Origin of the sequence: Pseudomonas sp. zfem004 (assembly GCF_032621715.1) — a bacterium.
In the GTDB taxonomy this organism is placed as follows: domain Bacteria; phylum Pseudomonadota; class Gammaproteobacteria; order Pseudomonadales; family Pseudomonadaceae; genus Aquipseudomonas; species Aquipseudomonas sichuanensis.
Window position 1 is genome coordinate 89,521 of record NZ_JAVYJF010000009.1, and the last position, 16,664, is coordinate 106,184.

Consider the following 16,664-nt stretch of genomic DNA (forward strand, 5'->3'; position numbering starts at 1 on the left):
CACGGGGACAGTGTCGAGCTCAAGGGCTTGTGGGAGCGGCGGTGCGCCGATGCGACTTGCCCCGCGAAGGGCCGGCACTGGCTAACCCAGATTAACGCCCGCGCTTGCCCGGCAGCGGTGCGAACAGCGCGTCGATCTCCTCATCCCCCAACCGCCACTGCCCGGCCTGGCCACCATCGAGCAGCCCGGCCGCCAGCGCTGCCTTCTCCTGCTGCAGTTGCTGGATCTTCTCTTCAACCGTACCCCGAGTGATCAGCTTGAACACGAACACCGGCTTGTCCTGGCCGATGCGATAGGCGCGGTCGGTGGCCTGGTTTTCACTGGCCGGATTCCACCACGGGTCGTAGTGGATCACGGTATCGGCTGCGGTCAGGTTCAGGCCGGTGCCGCCGGCCTTGAGGCTGATCAGGAACACCTCACTGTCGCCGTTCTGGAACTGCTGCACCGGGGCGCGGCGATCGCGGGTATCGCCGGTCAGCAGGCTGTAGCGGATGCCGCGTTTCTCCAGCTCGAACTCGATCAGCGCCAGCATCGAGGTGAACTGCGAGAACAGCAGGACCTTGCGCCCCTCGCTGAGCAGCTCCTCGAGCATCTCCAGCAGGCTGCCCAGCTTGCCCTTGTCGGCGAAGTTGCCCTTGCTTTCGGTGCCCTGGACCAGGCGCAGGTCGCAGCACACCTGGCGCAGCTTGAGCAGGGCGTCGAGGATGATGATCTGGCTGCGCGCCGCGCCATTGCGGGCGATCTCGTCGCGGACCTTCTTGTCCATCGCCACCCTTACCGCCTCGTAGGTGTCGCGCTGGGCGTCGCTGAGCTCGACCCAGTGGACCATCTCGGTCTTGGCCGGCAGCTCGGTGGCCACTTGTTCCTTGGTGCGGCGCAGCAGGAATGGGCGGATGCGGCTGGCCAGGTGGGCCATGCGCTCGGTGTCGCCGTGGCGTTCGATCGGGGTGCGGTAGTCCTGGGTAAAGCGCTTGCTGTCGCCCAGCCAACCGGGCATCAGGAAATGGAACAGCGACCACAGCTCACCCAGGTTGTTTTCCATGGGCGTGCCGGTGAGGCACAGCCGCTGGGTGGCCTGCAGCTCGCGCACGGCCTGGGCAGCCTTGCTGGTGCTGCTCTTGATGTTCTGCGCCTCGTCCAGTACCAGCAGGTGCCAGGGCTGCGGCTTGAGGTGTTCAAGGTCGCGGGGTACCAGCGCGTAGGTGGTCAGCACCAGGTCGTAGTCGCCCAATGTGGGGAAATGTTTGTTGCGGCCTGGGCCGTGCAGGGCCAGCACACGTAGCTCGGGGGCGAAACGCTGGGCTTCGTCGAGCCAGTTGGGCACCAGGCTGGTGGGCATCACCGCCAGGGCTGGTTGCGTCAGGCGCCCGGCCTCTTTCTCCAGCAGCAGGTGGGCAAGCGTCTGCAGGGTTTTGCCCAGGCCCATGTCGTCGCCGAGGATGGCGCCGGTGCCCATCTCGCGCTGGGCTTGCAGCCAGTTCAGGCCTTGCTGCTGATAGGGGCGCAGGGTGGCATTGAGGCCTTTGGGTGCTTGCACCTGCAGGTCGCGGGCGTCGCGCAGGCGCCGGCCCAGGTCGCGCACCTGGGCGCCACCTTCCCAGAGCAGGGGCAGGTGTTCGATGTCGTTCAGGCGCGCGGCGTCGGCGCGCTCCAGGCGCAGGCTCGGGCCTACGGCGTCTTCGTGCAGGTACAGCTCGCCGAGGGTGCCCATCACCGCCTTGATGCGCCCGTAGGGCAGGGCGACGCGCAGGGCAGGGCTGTCGTGGCGGGCGCGGTTGAGGTCGATCAGCAGGTGTTCGTCGTCGCTGCGCCGTGCCAGCTCGCTGGCGCGCAGCAGTTCCGGGCTGCTGCGCAGCAACTGCAGGACGATCGGCAGCAGGCTGTGGCGCTGGCCCTCGACCACGATACCCAGTTCCAGATCGAACCATTCATGGCCCGGCGCTTCGTCGATGGTGGCGTACCAGTCGTCGACCTCGTGCAAATTGAAGGCGAAATCGCGGTGCACATCCACTGCCCAGCCGGCTTCGCGCAGGCGCGGCAGGCCCTCGCGGGCAAAGCGCAGCCAGGCTTCGTCATCGGCCAGCTGATACATCTCGCCGGCGCTGTCGGGCAGCGCTTTGCTCTGGCGGGTGGCGGGTTTGAAGCCGGCATCGCGCAACGCATTGCGCAGCGCCTGCTCGGCCTGGGGCTGGCGGCGGATACGCTGGCTGGTGCTGTCGACCAGGCGGGTCAGCGGCTTGCTGTCGTTGCCGCTGGTGCGTAGGCCATCGTAATCGAACGACAGCGCGGCGCGGTGCTGCATCTGCCGCTGCATGCGCCCGGTCTTGGGTGTGTAGGCGCTGTATTCGAGGCTGCCGAGGGTCAGGCGCGCCGTGGGCTGGATGTCCTCGATCTGCTCACTGCGCACCGTCGTGGGCGTCGGTACCTGGCGATTCAGGGCGTTCAGGCGGTGGCTCAGGGGCACGATCAGGTGTTCCGGGACCGTGGGGGCGCTGGCCAGCTGGCTGGCGATGAACGGGTCGAGATCATGCAGCAGTTTGCCGGTCTGTCCCGTTTGCGGGTCTACGTAGAAAAGCGGTTCCAGTGGCAATGCCAGCCAGTGCGCCTTGTCTTCATGGTGCCAGGCGCCGCGGTAGCTGCCATTGTCCAGCCGCACCCAGCGAAAATCGGCATGCAGGTCGGGCCCTGGGGCGAGCGGGGTCTGCTGTTCGCTGTACAGCAGCCGGCCGGTTGCCAGCGCGTACTCATAAAGGTCCGCACCTTTCTTGCCTTCCAGGCGGGCAATGGGCAGGGCGTAATCCTTGCTCATGGCATCGATCAGGCGCAGCGTGCGCAGGTCTTCGTCAGTCACATAGCGCGGTGTGTAATAGATCAGCTCCGACATCGAGCCGGGGCGTGTCAGTTTCAAGGTGCCGTCGGCCTGGCGCGTGCCCTTGAACACGCTGAGCATGCACCGGCCGTGATCGATATCCAGCAGGTAGTAGAGCGCTGGGCCCTTGCGCTTGGCCGGCTCGCTGGCGGGCGTCGCCGGTACCTCGAGCGCCTCCACCCAGTGCGCAAGCTCGGGCGGCAAGTCCAGCGAGTGCGCCGCGGCTGGCGAGTGGGCCGCCGGGAGTACTTGGTCACCTTCGACATGCTCGGCGCCGCGTCCAAGGACGAACAAGGCCGCTGCACAGTGCTTGCAGTTCCCGCCTACCGGGCATGAACAGGTACCGTCACACGTCAGGCCGTCTTCGGTCATGTCCAGCGTGATCCGCTGGTAATAGACGCGGCCAGCGGAGCCATGGCATTCGGCGCGGATGGTCATGTCGAGGATCGACACGATCTCGCTTCTGCCCTCTTCGGCATACTTCAGGCCGCGCTGCAGTGCCCCGCGGTCGAACGCGAACGTCCAGCCGTCGTGATTACGGACGAGGAACTGCGCATCGCTTTCGCTCACCTCACTGCTCCATCATCTCCGGGTCCGGCAGCGGCATCTTGCGCATGCCGGCAGGCGATACCTTGATCAGCACGGCCAGGTGGCCGCCGTCGAGGAAGGTCAGCTGGCCAGCCTTCATGTTGCTGTTGCTCTGCTTGAGCTGTTCGCTCTGCAGCACGCTGCCATTGCTGTCGAGCTGGTTGACCCAGAAGTTGGCGTCGACGGCGATGAAGCGATCTTCCTTGATGCTCAGGTTGCCTTCGATGGGGAAGTGGCCGAACTGCTCGTTGCCGGCGCTCAGGGCAATGGTCTCGCCGTCCTGCTGCCAGGCTTTGTGCAACAGCACGGTGTAGTCGGCGGTGGCCTGCAGGCGGGTGATTTCGTCACCCAGGCCGGCCGGGCGCTCGGCGGCTTTTTCCAGGCGGGGCGCGCCGGCGCTCCAGTCTTCCGGGGCGAACGGGCTGGTGATCGCCGGCACGGCGTTCTGCCGCACCAGGATCATTTCCACCTGATAGGGGCCGGCGGCGAAGGCGGTCGGGGCGAACAACGCCAGCAGCAGGGTCAGGCAACGGATGGCACGCATGGAACTTCCTTAGTTTGGCTGTGGGGTCAGGCGCTCGAACAGCGCCTCCAGAGTATTGAAGCGTTCTTCGGGGCGTTCCATCGGCACCATGAAGCGGAACTGGGTTGCACCTTCGAACTTGTAGCGTTTGGGCTGGCCCTGGATCAGCTTGATCAGGGTCAGCGGGTCGACCGGGGTTTGCGCCTCGAACTCGAGCTTGCCGCCATTGGGGCCGGCATCGACTTTCTTGATGCCGAGCTTTTCCGCCTGCAGCTTGAGCAGGGTCAGGCGCATAAGGTTCTTGCTCGGCTCGGGCAGCAGGCCGAAGCGGTCGATCATCTCGACCTGCAGGTCCTTGAGGCCTTCCTCGTCCGCCGCCGAGGCGATGCGTTTGTAGAGGATCAGGCGCGCATGCACATCCGGCAGGTAGTCCTCGGGGATCAGCGCCGGCAGGCGCAGGTTGATCTCCGGGCCGCCGCCAAGCGGTTGCTCGAGGTTCGGCTGGTTGCCCTTGCGGATGGCCTTGACCGCGCGCTCGAGCATTTCCATGTACAGGGTGAAACCGACCGCCTGGATCTGCCCGCTCTGGCCGTCGCCGAGCAGCTCGCCGGCGCCGCGGATCTCCAGGTCGTTGGTGGCCAGGACGAAGCCGGCACCCAGGTCCTGGGTGTTGGCGATGGCTTCCAGGCGCTTTTCGGCATCGGCGCTGATCTGCTGGCGCGGCGGCGTCAGCAGGTAGGCGTAGGCCTGGTGGTGGCTGCGGCCAACCCGGCCGCGCAGCTGGTGCAACTGCGCCAGGCCGAACTTGTCGGCGCGCTCGATGACGATGGTGTTGGCGCTGGGCACGTCGATACCGGTTTCGATGATGGTCGAGGCGATCAGCACGTTGAAACGCTTGTGGTAGAAGTCGCTCATCACCTGTTCGAGCTCGCGCTCGCGCATCTGCCCGTGGCCGATGCCGATGCGTGCTTCCGGGACCAGCTCGGCCAGTTCGGCGGCGCACTTCTCGATGGTCTTCACGTCGTTGTGCAGGTAGTACACCTGGCCGCCGCGCAGCAGCTCACGCAGCAGCGCTTCCTTGACCGTGCTCTTGTTCTGCTCCATGACGAAGGTGCGTACCGACAGGCGACGCGCCGGCGGGGTGGCGATGATCGACAGGTCGCGCATGCCCGACACCGCCATGTTCAGCGTTCGCGGGATCGGCGTGGCGGTCAGGGTGAGGATGTCCACTTCGCTGCGCAGGGCCTTGAGCTGCTCTTTCTGGCGCACGCCGAAACGGTGTTCCTCGTCGATGATCGCCAGGCCCAGGTCCTTGAAGCGCACATCGTCCTGCAAAAGCTTGTGGGTGCCGATGAGGATGTCGATCTTGCCTTCGGCGAGGTCGGCGGCAGCGGCGCTGACCTCCTTGGCCGACTTGAAGCGGCTCATCACCTCGACCGTCACCGGCCAGTCGGCGAAGCGGTCACGGAAGCTGTTGTAGTGCTGCTGGGCGAGCAGGGTGGTCGGCACCAGCACCGCCACCTGGCGGCCGCTGTGCACGGCGATGAACGCCGCGCGCATGGCCACTTCGGTCTTGCCGAAGCCGACATCGCCGCACACCAGGCGGTCCATCGGCTTGGCGGCGAGCATGTCCTCGCGCACGGCTTCGATGGCGTTCTGCTGGTCGGGGGTTTCCTCGAACGGGAAGCCGGCACTGAAGGTGGCGTAGTCGGCGGCCGGGTCGGCGAAGGCGTAGCCTTTGCGCGCGGCGCGGCGGGCATAGATGTCGAGCAGTTCGGCGGCGACGTCGCGCACCTGTTCGGCGGCTTTGCGCTTGGCCTTCTGCCAGGCTTCCGAACCCAGCCGGTGCAGCGGTGCCAGGGCGTCGTCGCTGCCGGTGTAGCGGGCGATCAGGTGCAGGTTGGCCACCGGCACGTAAAGCTTGGCGCCTTCGGCGTATTCAAGGGTGAGGAACTCGGCGGCCTGGCTGTCGATTTCCAGCGTGGCCAGGCCCAGGTAGCGGCCCACGCCATGGTCGATGTGCACCACCGGCGCGCCTTCGCGCAGCTCGGTAAGGTTCTTGATCACCGCGTCGTTGGCTGCCTCGCCGCGTTTGTCGCGGCGCCGGCGCTGCATCACGCGCTGGCCGAACAAGGGGCTTTCGGCCACCAGGGCAACGGCCGGGTCGTCCAGCAGCAGACCGTCGTCGAGCGGGGCGATGGTGATCGCCAGGCGCTCGCTGCCGGTGATGAAGTCGGCCCAGCCCTCGACGGTCTGCGGGCGCAGCTTCAGGCGTTCGAGCAGCTCCAGCAGCACTTCGCGCCGGCCGGCGGACTCGGCGGTGAACAGCACGCGGCCCGGGAACTGCTCGAGGAAGTTCGACAGCGCCGCCAGCGGCTGGTTGGCCTTGGCCTCGATGGCCAGGTTGGGCAGGGCGCGTGCCGGGAAGCGCTCGCGGCCCACGCCGGCCTCGAGGTCATCGGTGCTGACCACCACGCGGGGCCACTGCTTGAGCTTGGCGAAGCAGTCCTCGACCGGCATGAACAGCTCGGCCGGCGGCAGCAGCGGGCGGCTGAGGTCGCCGCGGCGCTCTTCATAGCGCCCGCGTACGTCGCTCCAGAAGTGTTCGGCGGCCTGCTCCACGCCCGGCAGGGAGAACACCTGGGTGTCCGCCGGCAGGTAGTCGAACAGGGTAGAGGTTTCTTCGAAGAACAGCGGCAGGTAGTACTCGATGCCGGCCGGGATGATGCCGCTGGTCAGGTCCTGGAAGATCGCGCTGCGCCGGAAGTCCACATCGAAGCGCTCGCGGAAGCGGGCCTTGAAGCGGGTCACCTCGTCCTTGTGCATGGGGAACTCGCGGGCCGGCAGCAGGCGTACCGAGTCGACCTTGTCGATCGAGCGCTGGGTCTCCGGGTCGAAGGTGCGCAGTGTCTCGATCTCGTCATCGAACAGGTCGATGCGGTACGGCTGCTTGCTGCCCATGGGGAACAGGTCGATCAGCGCCCCGCGCACGGCGAACTCGCCATGCTCGTAGACCGTGTCGACGCAGCGGTAGCCGCTGGCCTCGAGGCGCGTGCGCATCTGCTCGACGTCGATCTTCTGGCCCACGTCCAGCACCAGGCTGCTGCCCAGCAAGAAGCGCGTGGGGGCCAGGCGGTGCAGGGCGGTGGTCACCGGCACCACCAGGATGCCGTGGTCCAGCTCCGGCAGCCGGTACAGGCTGGCGATGCGCTGCGAGATGATGTCCTGGTGCGGCGAGAACAGGTCGTAGGGCAGCGTTTCCCAGTCGGGGAAGGGCAGCACCGGCAGGTCCGGGGCAAAGAAGCGCAGCTCCTGCTCCAGGCGATCGGCGGCCTGGCTGTCGGCGGTCAGCAGCAAGGTGAAGCGGCCGGCACTGCTGGCGGCTTCGGCGATGGCCAGGCTCAAGGCGGCACCGGGCAGGTTGCCCCAGGTGTGTTTGCCGGCCGTGGCCGACATTTGCGGTAGGCGCAGAACTGACACGGGAGATCGGACTCCAAGCGTTGCGGCAAAGAGGTCGATTGTACCGGTGAGCGGGCGCGCTGTCAGGCTCGAAAGGGCGTGGCGACGGGGCTTGTGGCCGGCGACAGGCGCTCATTGCCCGATACGCCGCGGGGCGTCATAATGTAGCCCCTTTTTTGTTCCCCTACATGTGGAAGGTTACCGTGACTCAGAAGCCCGACCAGTGTCTTGGTGAGTGGATCGATCGTGAAGCCCTGGCTGAAGCGATGATCCCGCTTATCGGTCAGCTCTACCGCAACAACAATGTGGTGAGCTCGATCTATGGCCGCAGCCTGATCAACCGTTCGGTTATCTCGATTCTCAAGGCCCACCGCTTTGCGCGTCACCGTCAGACCGACGAAACCGAACTGTCCGTCCACGAGACATTCCCCCTGCTCAAGGCCATGAGCGAGCTGAAACTGGGCGCCGCTTCGGTTGACCTGGGCAAGCTGGCCAACAAGTTCAAGCAGGAAGGCAATGGCCGCACTGCCGAGCAGTTCGTGCGTGAAGAGCTGGCCGATGTGGTCGGTCAGCAGAACGCCTCCGCACGCAAGGGCACCGACGTCGTGCTGTACGGCTTCGGCCGTATCGGCCGCCTGCTGGCGCGGATCCTGATCGAAAAGACCGGTGGTGGCGACGGCCTGCGCCTGCGCGCCATCGTCGTGCGCAAGGGTGCCGAAAACGACCTGGTCAAGCGCGCCAGCCTGCTGCGTCGTGACTCGGTGCACGGCCCGTTCGATGGCACCATCACCATCGACGAAGCCAACAACACCATCACCGCCAACGGCAACCTGATCCAGGTGATCTACGCCAAGAGCCCGAGCGAAGTCGACTACACCCAGTACGGCATCAAGGATGCGCTGATCGTCGACAACACCGGCGTATGGCGTGACGCCGACGGCCTGGGCCAGCACCTGGCCTGCCCGGGCGCTGCCCGCGTGATCCTCACCGCACCGGGCAAGGGCGCGCTGAAGAACATCGTGCACGGCATCAACCATGGCGACATCAGCGCCGATGACAAGATCATCTCCGCTGCTTCCTGCACCACCAACGCCATCGTGCCGGTGCTCAAGGCCATCAACGACCAGTACGGCATCGTCAACGGCCACGTCGAAACCGTTCACTCGTTCACCAACGACCAGAACCTGATCGACAACTTCCACAAGGGCAGCCGTCGTGGCCGTGCCGCGCCGCTGAACATGGTCATCACCGAAACCGGTGCCGCCACCGCAGCCGCCAAGGCACTGCCAGTGCTCAAGGGCAAGCTGACCGGCAACGCGATCCGCGTTCCGACGCCAAACGTGTCGATGGCCATCCTCAACCTGAACCTTGAGAAGGCCACCAGCCGCGAGGAACTCAACGAGTACCTGCGCCAGACCGCCATGCACTCCGAGCTGCACAAGCAGATCGACTACGTGAGCTCCCAGGAAGTGGTTTCCACCGACTTCGTCGGTTCGCGCCACGCCGGTGTGGTCGACGCTGAAGCGACCATCTGCAGCGACAACCGCGTTGTCCTGTACGTCTGGTACGACAACGAGTTCGGCTACAGCTGCCAGGTGGTTCGTGTGATGGAAGACATGGCCGGTGTGAACCCGCCAGCGTTTCCACGCTGATCCGCTTGTAATGCGTTGAAAAAACGGGAACCTTCGGGTTCCCGTTTTTTTTGGCCGGGTATTGTGTCGTCCATGCTGGCCTCTTCGCGGGTAAACCCGCTCCCACAGGGATACCGTAAGGCTGAAGTGACGGCAAACCTGTGGGAGCGGGTTTACCCGCGAAGAGGCCAGTGCAATCCGTCGAGAACTTGAATTTGCGCGCAGCACTCTTGTCCATCCTGATGCTCCTGGCTGGCTGCGAACAGGGCCCCACCCTCGAACGCTTCGGCGGCCCGACCATGGGCAGCAGCTACAGCATCCAGTACGTGCGCCAGGCCGGCGGCCCGGCGCCGGAGCGGGTGCAGGCGGCCGTCGAAAACATCCTGCAGTCCATCGACGCGCATTACTCCACCTACCGCGGTGACTCCACCGTCAGCCGCTTCAACCAGCTGCCGGCCAACCAGTGCCTGCCCGTCGATGCCGACATGCTCGAACTGGTCACCTTCGGCCAGCATCTGGCCGAGCAGAGCCAGGGCGCCTTCGACCTCACCGTCGAGCCGCTGCTGGACCTCTGGGGTTTCGGCCCGCAAGCCCGCCAACTCAAGGTGCCCGACGCCCAGGCGCTGGCCCTGGCCCGTCAGCGGGTCGGCTACCGCCACTTGCGCATCGAGGGCGAAAACCTGTGCAAGGACGCGCCGATCGAGCTGGACTTCAACAGCATCGCCGCCGGCCATGCGGTCGACCTGATCGCCGCGCACCTGCAAAAGATGGGCATCGACAGCTTCCTCGCCGAGGCCACCGGCGAGCTCAAGGCCGTGGGCCGCAAGCCCGATGGCAGCCCCTGGCGGGTGGCCCTGGAGCTGCCCCGCGAAGATCGTCAGGTCGCCCGCCAGGTCATTGCCGTGCAAGGGCTGGCGGTGTCGACCTCGGGTGACTATCGGCAGTATTTCGAGGACAATGGCCAGCGCTTTTCGCACACCTTCGATGCCCGCCTCGGGCGCCCGGTCGAACATGACCTGGCCTCGGTGACCGTGCTTGACGCTTCGGCCTTGCTGGCCGACGGCTACTCGACCCTGTTGTTGATCCTGGGGCCGCAGCAGGGCTGGGACTTCGCCATTGCCCAAGGTATCGCCGCGGTGCTGGTGACTCGGGCCGAAGGTGGCTTCGTCTCCCGTTCCACCCCGGCGTTCGAGCGGGCGCTGAAAGGCGAATGAAAGGCAAGCCACGGATGATCGCCACCATGGATTCGGTGAAACCACATGTAGTGCAGGCAAAAGTGGCCTACGACGCGACCAAGGGTTAATGTGCGCGGCGTTCACGCTTGATTAGACTGCACCCGAATTTTCTCATGGCGCTAAGGCGACATGATCGCGCCCCGCGGCCAGCCGGCCGGCGGGCCAGTTCTGAAGGAGTACGCATGGCTGTCTACAACTACGACGTAGTGGTGTTGGGTTCCGGCCCGGCCGGAGAAGGCGCGGCAATGAACGCCGCCAAAGCAGGGCGCAAGGTGGCCATGGTCGACAGCCGTCGCCAGGTCGGCGGCAACTGCACCCACCTGGGCACCATCCCGTCCAAGGCGCTGCGTCACTCCGTGCGGCAGATCATGCAGTTCAACACCAACCCGATGTTCCGCGCCATCGGCGAACCGCGCTGGTTCTCGTTCCCCGACGTGCTCAAGAGCGCCGAGAAGGTGATCAGCAAGCAGGTCGCTTCGCGTACCGGCTACTACGCCCGTAACCGCGTCGACGTGTTCACCGGCACCGGCAGCTTCGCCGACGAGCAAACCGTCGAAGTGGTCTGCCCCAACGGTGTGGTCGAGAAGCTCAACGCCAAGCAGATCATCATCGCCACCGGCTCGCGCCCCTACCGCCCGGCCGACATCGACTTCCACCACCCGCGCGTCTACGACAGCGACACCATCCTCAGCCTCAGCCACACCCCGCGCAAGCTGATCGTCTACGGTGCCGGGGTGATCGGTTGCGAATACGCCTCGATCTTCAGCGGCCTGGGCGTGCTGGTGGAGCTGGTCGACAACCGTGGCCAACTGCTGAGCTTCCTCGATTCGGAAATCTCCCAGGCGCTGAGCTACCACTTCAGCAACAACAACATCACCGTACGCCACAACGAGGAGTACGACCGGGTCGAAGGGCTGGACAACGGGGTGATCCTGCACCTGAAGTCGGGCAAGAAGATCAAGGCCGACGCCTTGCTGTGGTGCAACGGCCGTACCGGCAACACCGACAAGCTGGGCCTGGAGAACATCGGTATCAAGGTCAACAGCCGTGGCCAGATCGAAGTCGACAAGAGCTACCGCACCAGCGTGCCGAACATCTACGGCGCCGGCGACGTGATCGGCTGGCCGAGCCTGGCCAGTGCCGCCCACGACCAGGGCCGCTCCGCCGCTGGCAGCATCGTCGACAACGGCAGCTGGCGCTTCGTCGATGACGTGCCTACCGGCATCTATACCATTCCGGAGATCAGCTCGATCGGCAAGAACGAGCAGGAGCTGACCCAGGCCAAGGTGCCGTACGAAGTGGGCAAGGCTTTCTTCAAGAGCATGGCACGCGCGCAGATCGCCGGTGAGCCGCAAGGCATGCTGAAGATCCTGTTCCACCGCGAAACCCTGGAAATCCTCGGCGTGCACTGCTTCGGCTACCAGGCTTCGGAAATCGTCCACATCGGCCAGGCGATCATGAACCAGCCGGGTGAGCAGAACAATCTGAAGTACTTCGTCAACACCACCTTCAACTACCCGACCATGGCCGAAGCCTATCGGGTAGCTGCCTACGACGGCCTGAACCGGCTTTTTTGAGCGGCTCCGGCCGGTGGCCTGAGCCGGTCGGGGAGACCGATTTCAGCCCTACCCGAGGGTGGTCTTGGCCAAACCGGGAAAGTCTGTAATCAGGCTGTCCACGCCAAAATCAGCGAGCCGGCGCATCAGTGCCGGTTCGTTGACCGTCCACACCGACACGTGCAAACCCTGGCGCTGTGCCTTGATCAGGCGCTCGGGGGTGCACAGCGTCCAGTTCAACGCCAGCATCTCGCAACCGTAGTTCTGTGCGACCTTCAGCGGGTCGAGCCAGGCGTATTCGGCCACCAGGCCGCGCTTCACGTCGGGCACCAGTTCCTGGGCGGCGCCCAGCACTTCCCGTGAGCTCGAGGTGATGGTGACCTTGTCCAGCAGGCCATGCTGCTGGGCCAGTTCGCGAATCGCCAGCACGGTGGTGGCGGCGCGGGTGCGCGAGGCGCTCTTCACTTCAAGTTGCCAATGCTCGAACGGGCATTTCTCGAACAGCTCTTCCAGGCGCGGGATGGTGCAAGGCTGCACATGGCCCGGGCCGCCCTGGCGCGCGTCGTAGGTGACCAGGTCGGCAGCCGCGTGCTCGACCACCTTGCCGCGCCGGCCAGTGGTGCGCTTGAGCGTAGGGTCGTGGATCACCATCAGTTCGTTGTCGGCCGACAGGTGCAGGTCGAGTTCACAGCGGTTCACGCCGTGGGACAGGCATTGGCGGAAGCTGGTCAGGGTGTTCTCGGGGGCTTCGCCCTTGGCGCCGCGATGGCCATAGATCAGGGTCACGTTCGTTCCTTCAAATCAGAGAGAAGATGGCTCAGGAGGCGGGGTTGTTCTGTTCCAGTGCCTGGCGCCGTTGCTGTTGCTGGCGCTGCAGGATGTAGCGCGCCAGCAGCTGGCGTTGGGCGTCGGTCATGTCGATGAATTCGGTGCCCACCTCGAAGCTGCCATCGGGGCGCGGGTCGCAATGGGTGACGCGGCCACGCAGGAGCAAACCATGGGCGCGCGGCATCAGCACCATCTTCACTTTCACCCGCGTGCCGGCGCTGATCTGTTGGCGCTGGGCGAACTCGATGCCGCCTTCGGAAATGATCACCGGCTGCGGTTGGCCGACTTCGCCGAGCAGGGTTTGCGCGACCACGGCGCTGAGCAGGTCGAGGCGTTTGTTCTGGGCGCGCAGGAAGGCGGCGAGGGTACGGTCCTTTTCGCTCAGCTGGCGCAGCAGGTGCTGCGACTCGAAGTCGGACAAGTGCAGTTCGCTGAGCAGGTTGAACAGCTCTGAATCATCCTGCAACAGTTCTGTCTCAAGGGCTTCGGCCGCGCTGAGGGGGCTGATTTGAAGTGCGATCCGATCTTCGATGCGGTAGTATTCGCGGCGATCTTCTTCGTCTAATGTCGTCATGGCGAACCCAAGGTTACGGCGGTGGTCCGAGTGTAAAGCCGCCGTAGGCGCATCGCCACAAGGACGTTCCCTTTCATCCGAACAAGCCCCGACATGTTCAGACCTCTTTTCGTATTCATTGGTACGCGTTACACCCGTGCCAAACGTCGCAATCACTTTGTCTCGTTCATTTCACTCACTTCGATGATCGGCCTCGCCCTGGGCGTGGTGGTGATGATCGTGGTGTTGTCGGTCATGAACGGCTTCGATCACGAGATGCGTACCCGCGTGCTGGGGATGATCCCCCATGCCACGCTGGAGACCGGCCAGCCGCTCGACGACTGGCAGGGCCTTGCCTCCAAAGTAAAGCAGAATCCGCAGGTGTTGGCGGTTGCGCCGTTCACCCAGATGCAGGGCCTGCTGACGCATGAAGGCAAGGTGCAGAAAGTGCTGCTCAATGGCGTGGACCCGGCGCACGAGCGTGAAGTGTCGATCATCGACAAGTTCGTGCTCGATGGTGGCCTCGACAAGCTGGCACCGGGCGAGTGGGGCATCATGATCGGCGACAAGGCCGCGCAGAAGCTCGGCGTCGGCATCGGCGACAAGCTGACCTTCGTCGCCCCCGAAGTCAGCGTCACGCCAGCGGGCATGTTCCCGCGCATGAAGCGCTTCACCGTGGTCGGCATCTTCCACGTCGGCGCCGGCGAGATCGACGGTTATCTCGGCCTCACCAACATTACCGACCTGTCGCGCCTGCACCGCTGGAAACCCGACCAGGTCCAGGGCATTCGCCTCAAGTTCGACGACCTGTTCCAGGCCCCACGTGCCGCCTGGGCCATCGCCCAGCAGCTGGGCGAACAGGAGTTCTACCCGCGTGACTGGACCCGCACCCACGGCAACCTCTACCAGGCCATCCGCATGGAGAAATCCATGATCGGCCTGTTGTTGCTGCTGATCGTGGCGGTGGCGGCGTTCAACATCATTTCCACCCTGGTGATGGTGGTCAACGACAAGCGCGGCGACATCGCCATCCTGCGTACCCTGGGCGCGACGCCGGGCCAGATCATGGCCATCTTCATGGTCCAGGGCACGGTGATCGGTGTGGTAGGTACCTTGATCGGCGCGGTCGTCGGCATCCTCGGCGCGCTCAACGTCAGTGCGGCGATCGCCGGCATCGAGACGCTGATCGGGCACAAGTTCCTCAATGCCGACGTGTACTTCATCGATTACCTGCCTTCGCAGCTCCAGGCACAGGATGTGTGGATGGTCTGCGGTGCGGCATTGGTCCTGAGTTTCTTCGCCACCCTGTACCCGGCCTGGCGTGCCTCGCGCACCCAGCCTGCAGAGGCGCTACGTTATGAGTGAGTCGCGCATGAGTGATAAAGCCGTGTTGAGTTGCCGCAACCTGGGCAAGAGCTACGACGAGGGCCCGGAGTCGGTCCAGGTGCTGTCCGGCTTGAACCTTGAGCTGCACCCGGGTGAACGGGTAGCCATTGTCGGCAGTTCGGGCTCGGGCAAGAGTACCTTGCTCAACCTGCTGGGCGGCCTCGACACCCCGACCCAGGGCAGTGTCTGGCTGGCTGGTGAAGAGCTCTCGGCCCTCGGCGAGCGTGCCCGCGGGCTGCTGCGCAACCGCGCGCTGGGCTTCGTCTACCAGTTCCACCACCTGCTGGCAGAGTTCACCGCGCTGGAGAACGCCTGCATGCCGCTGCTGATCGGCAAGACGCCGATCGCCGAGGCCCGCGAGCGTGCTGAAGCACTGCTCAAGCGCGTCGGCCTGGGCCATCGCCTGAATCACAAGCCGGCCGAATTGTCCGGCGGTGAGCGCCAGCGTGTGGCGATCGCCCGCGCCCTGGTCAACCGCCCGGGCCTGGTGATGCTCGACGAGCCGACCGGCAACCTCGACCACCATACCGCCGTGGGTATCCAGGAACTGATGCGCGAGCTGTCCACGCAGTCGCAGACCGCATTTTTGGTGGTGACCCACGACCTCAACCTGGCGCGCCAGATGGATCGCGTGCTGAGCCTGGAAGACGGGCGCCTGGTGGCGATCTGAATCGCCTGCGCGGGGCGCCCTGAGGCGCCCCGGTTCACATTTATATTGGGTAACCCGGTTCATGTTCAGACCCTTGTCCTTGTTCATCGGTGCTCGCTACACCCGTGCCAAGCGTCGCAACCACTTCATCTCGTTCATCTCCATGACCTCGATGATCGGGCTGTCGCTTGGCGTGCTGGCAATGATCACGGTGTTGTCGGTGATGAACGGCTTCCAGCGCGAGATGAGCTCGCGCGTGCTTGGCCTGGTGCCGCATGCCGCCATCCTGGGGGTGCAGCCGCTGGATGACTGGCGCAAGGTCGCCGGCAGCGCCGAAGCCAACCCGGCGGTGATGGCCGCCGCGCCTATCACCGAAATGGAAGGCATGCTGTCGTACCGGGGGGCGATGCAGCCGATCCAGGTTGCCGGTATCGACCCGGCCGAGGAAGGCAAGGTCTCCATCGTCACCCAGCATATCGTCCAGGGCAGCCTTGAGGCGTTGCAGCCGGGTGACTACGGCGTGGTCATCGGCGAGCTGACGGCCCGGCGCTTTCGCCTCAACACCGGTGACAAGCTGACCTTGATCGTCCCCGAAGTCAGCAAGGAACCGGGCGGCATCACCCCACGCATGCAGCGTCTGACCGTGGTCGGCATCTTCAAGGTGGGCGCCGAACTGGATGGCTCCCAGGCCTACATCCACATCGCCGACGCCGGCGAGATGCAGCGCTGGGCCCCGGGCCAGGTGCAGGGCGTGCGCCTCAAGCTGCATGACCTGTATGCCGCGCCGCAGGTGTCCAAGGCGATTGCCGCAGGCCTTGGTGATGCTTACCGCGCCGATGACTGGTCGCACACCCAGGGCAGTCTGTTCAGCGCCATGAAAATGGAAAAGACCATGATCGGCCTGCTGCTGATGATGATCATCGCGGTGGCGGCATTCAACATCATCGCCACCCTGGTGATGGTGGTGAACGACAAGGGCGCGGACATCGCCATCCTGCGCACCATCGGCGCCACCCCTGCGCAGATCATGGGCACCTTCATGGTCCAGGGCAGCCTGATCGGCATCGTCGGCACCTTGCTCGGTGGTGTGCTCGGGGTGGCCCTGGCGTTGAACGTCAGCGCGGTGGTCGGTTGGCTGGAGCGGGTCAGTGGCCAACACATCTTCACCTCCGACATCTACTTCATCAGCAGCCTGCCGTCCGAGCTGCAGTGGGGCGATGTGGCGCTGATTTGCACGGCGGGGCTGGTGATGAGCTTCCTGGCGACGATCTACCCGGCGTATCGCGCCTCGCAGATCGAGCCGGCGATGGCGTTGCGCTACGAGTAAGGCTTCAAGTTGTCATCGCGGGGCAAGCCCGCTCCCACAAAGGCAGGCTTGCGCGAGTCC

At 65.0% G+C, this 16,664-nt stretch carries 11 protein-coding genes; 6 read left to right on the top strand and 5 right to left on the bottom strand.

Translation table 11 applies throughout. The features are described from left to right. Positions 1-91 precede the first annotated feature (91 nt). Genes RTH46_RS11970 through mfd form a run of 3 tightly spaced genes read right to left on the bottom strand, consistent with a single transcriptional unit; the run spans position 92 to position 7,460 of the window. Positions 92-3,439 (bottom strand): DEAD/DEAH box helicase, encoded by a 3,348-nt coding sequence (locus RTH46_RS11970; protein ID WP_153785124.1) that lies wholly within the window; start codon positions 3,437-3,439, stop codon positions 92-94. Position 3,440: 1 nt separating this feature from the next. After that, a complete protein-coding gene (locus RTH46_RS11975; protein ID WP_153785123.1) occupies positions 3,441-4,001 on the bottom strand; it encodes a CsiV family protein in 561 nt (186 codons plus the stop codon). A gap of 9 nt (positions 4,002-4,010) precedes the next feature. Continuing rightward, positions 4,011-7,460 (bottom strand): transcription-repair coupling factor, encoded by a 3,450-nt coding sequence (gene mfd / locus RTH46_RS11980; protein WP_153785122.1) that lies wholly within the window; start codon positions 7,458-7,460, stop codon positions 4,011-4,013. A 167-nt stretch (positions 7,461-7,627) separates the two neighbouring features. Here mfd and RTH46_RS11985 point away from each other — a divergent pair, with 167 nt between their 5' ends. From RTH46_RS11985 to sthA, 3 genes are all read left to right on the top strand, one after another. Further along, complete coding sequence (locus RTH46_RS11985) at positions 7,628-9,091, top strand: glyceraldehyde-3-phosphate dehydrogenase (RefSeq protein WP_279845341.1); 1,464 nt, start codon at positions 7,628-7,630, stop codon at positions 9,089-9,091. A gap of 194 nt (positions 9,092-9,285) precedes the next feature. Next, positions 9,286-10,284 carry an FAD:protein FMN transferase gene (locus RTH46_RS11990; RefSeq protein ID WP_153785121.1) on the top strand — a complete coding sequence of 333 codons (999 nt, stop codon included), beginning with the start codon at positions 9,286-9,288 and terminating at the stop codon, positions 10,282-10,284. A 203-nt stretch (positions 10,285-10,487) separates the two neighbouring features. Continuing rightward, entirely contained in the window at positions 10,488-11,882 is a 1,395-nt protein-coding gene (sthA, locus tag RTH46_RS11995) for a Si-specific NAD(P)(+) transhydrogenase (protein WP_110993534.1), read from the top strand. A gap of 48 nt (positions 11,883-11,930) precedes the next feature. On the opposite strand, the gene RTH46_RS12000 is transcribed toward sthA, so the two are convergent. Next, positions 11,931-12,647: a glycerophosphodiester phosphodiesterase gene (locus RTH46_RS12000; protein WP_153785120.1), complete on the bottom strand. Its 717-nt coding sequence runs from the start codon at positions 12,645-12,647 to the stop codon at positions 11,931-11,933. Between the two features lie 31 nt (positions 12,648-12,678). Further along, positions 12,679-13,263 carry a PilZ domain-containing protein gene (locus RTH46_RS12005; protein WP_125858002.1) on the bottom strand — a complete coding sequence of 195 codons (585 nt, stop codon included), beginning with the start codon at positions 13,261-13,263 and terminating at the stop codon, positions 12,679-12,681. Positions 13,264-13,356: 93 nt separating this feature from the next. Between RTH46_RS12005 and RTH46_RS12010 the strand changes: the two genes are divergently transcribed. From RTH46_RS12010 to RTH46_RS12020, 3 genes are all read left to right on the top strand, one after another. Continuing rightward, the gene (locus tag RTH46_RS12010; RefSeq protein WP_316905760.1) at positions 13,357-14,607 is read left to right on the top strand and encodes a lipoprotein-releasing ABC transporter permease subunit; all 1,251 of its coding nucleotides are present in this window, start codon (positions 13,357-13,359) and stop codon (positions 14,605-14,607) included. Between the two features lie 7 nt (positions 14,608-14,614). Continuing rightward, entirely contained in the window at positions 14,615-15,298 is a 684-nt protein-coding gene (gene lolD, locus RTH46_RS12015; RefSeq protein ID WP_316905761.1) for a lipoprotein-releasing ABC transporter ATP-binding protein LolD, read from the top strand. A gap of 61 nt (positions 15,299-15,359) precedes the next feature. Beyond that, a complete protein-coding gene (locus tag RTH46_RS12020) occupies positions 15,360-16,604 on the top strand; it encodes a lipoprotein-releasing ABC transporter permease subunit (RefSeq protein ID WP_279845337.1) in 1,245 nt (414 codons plus the stop codon). Positions 16,605-16,664: the final 60 nt, after the last annotated feature.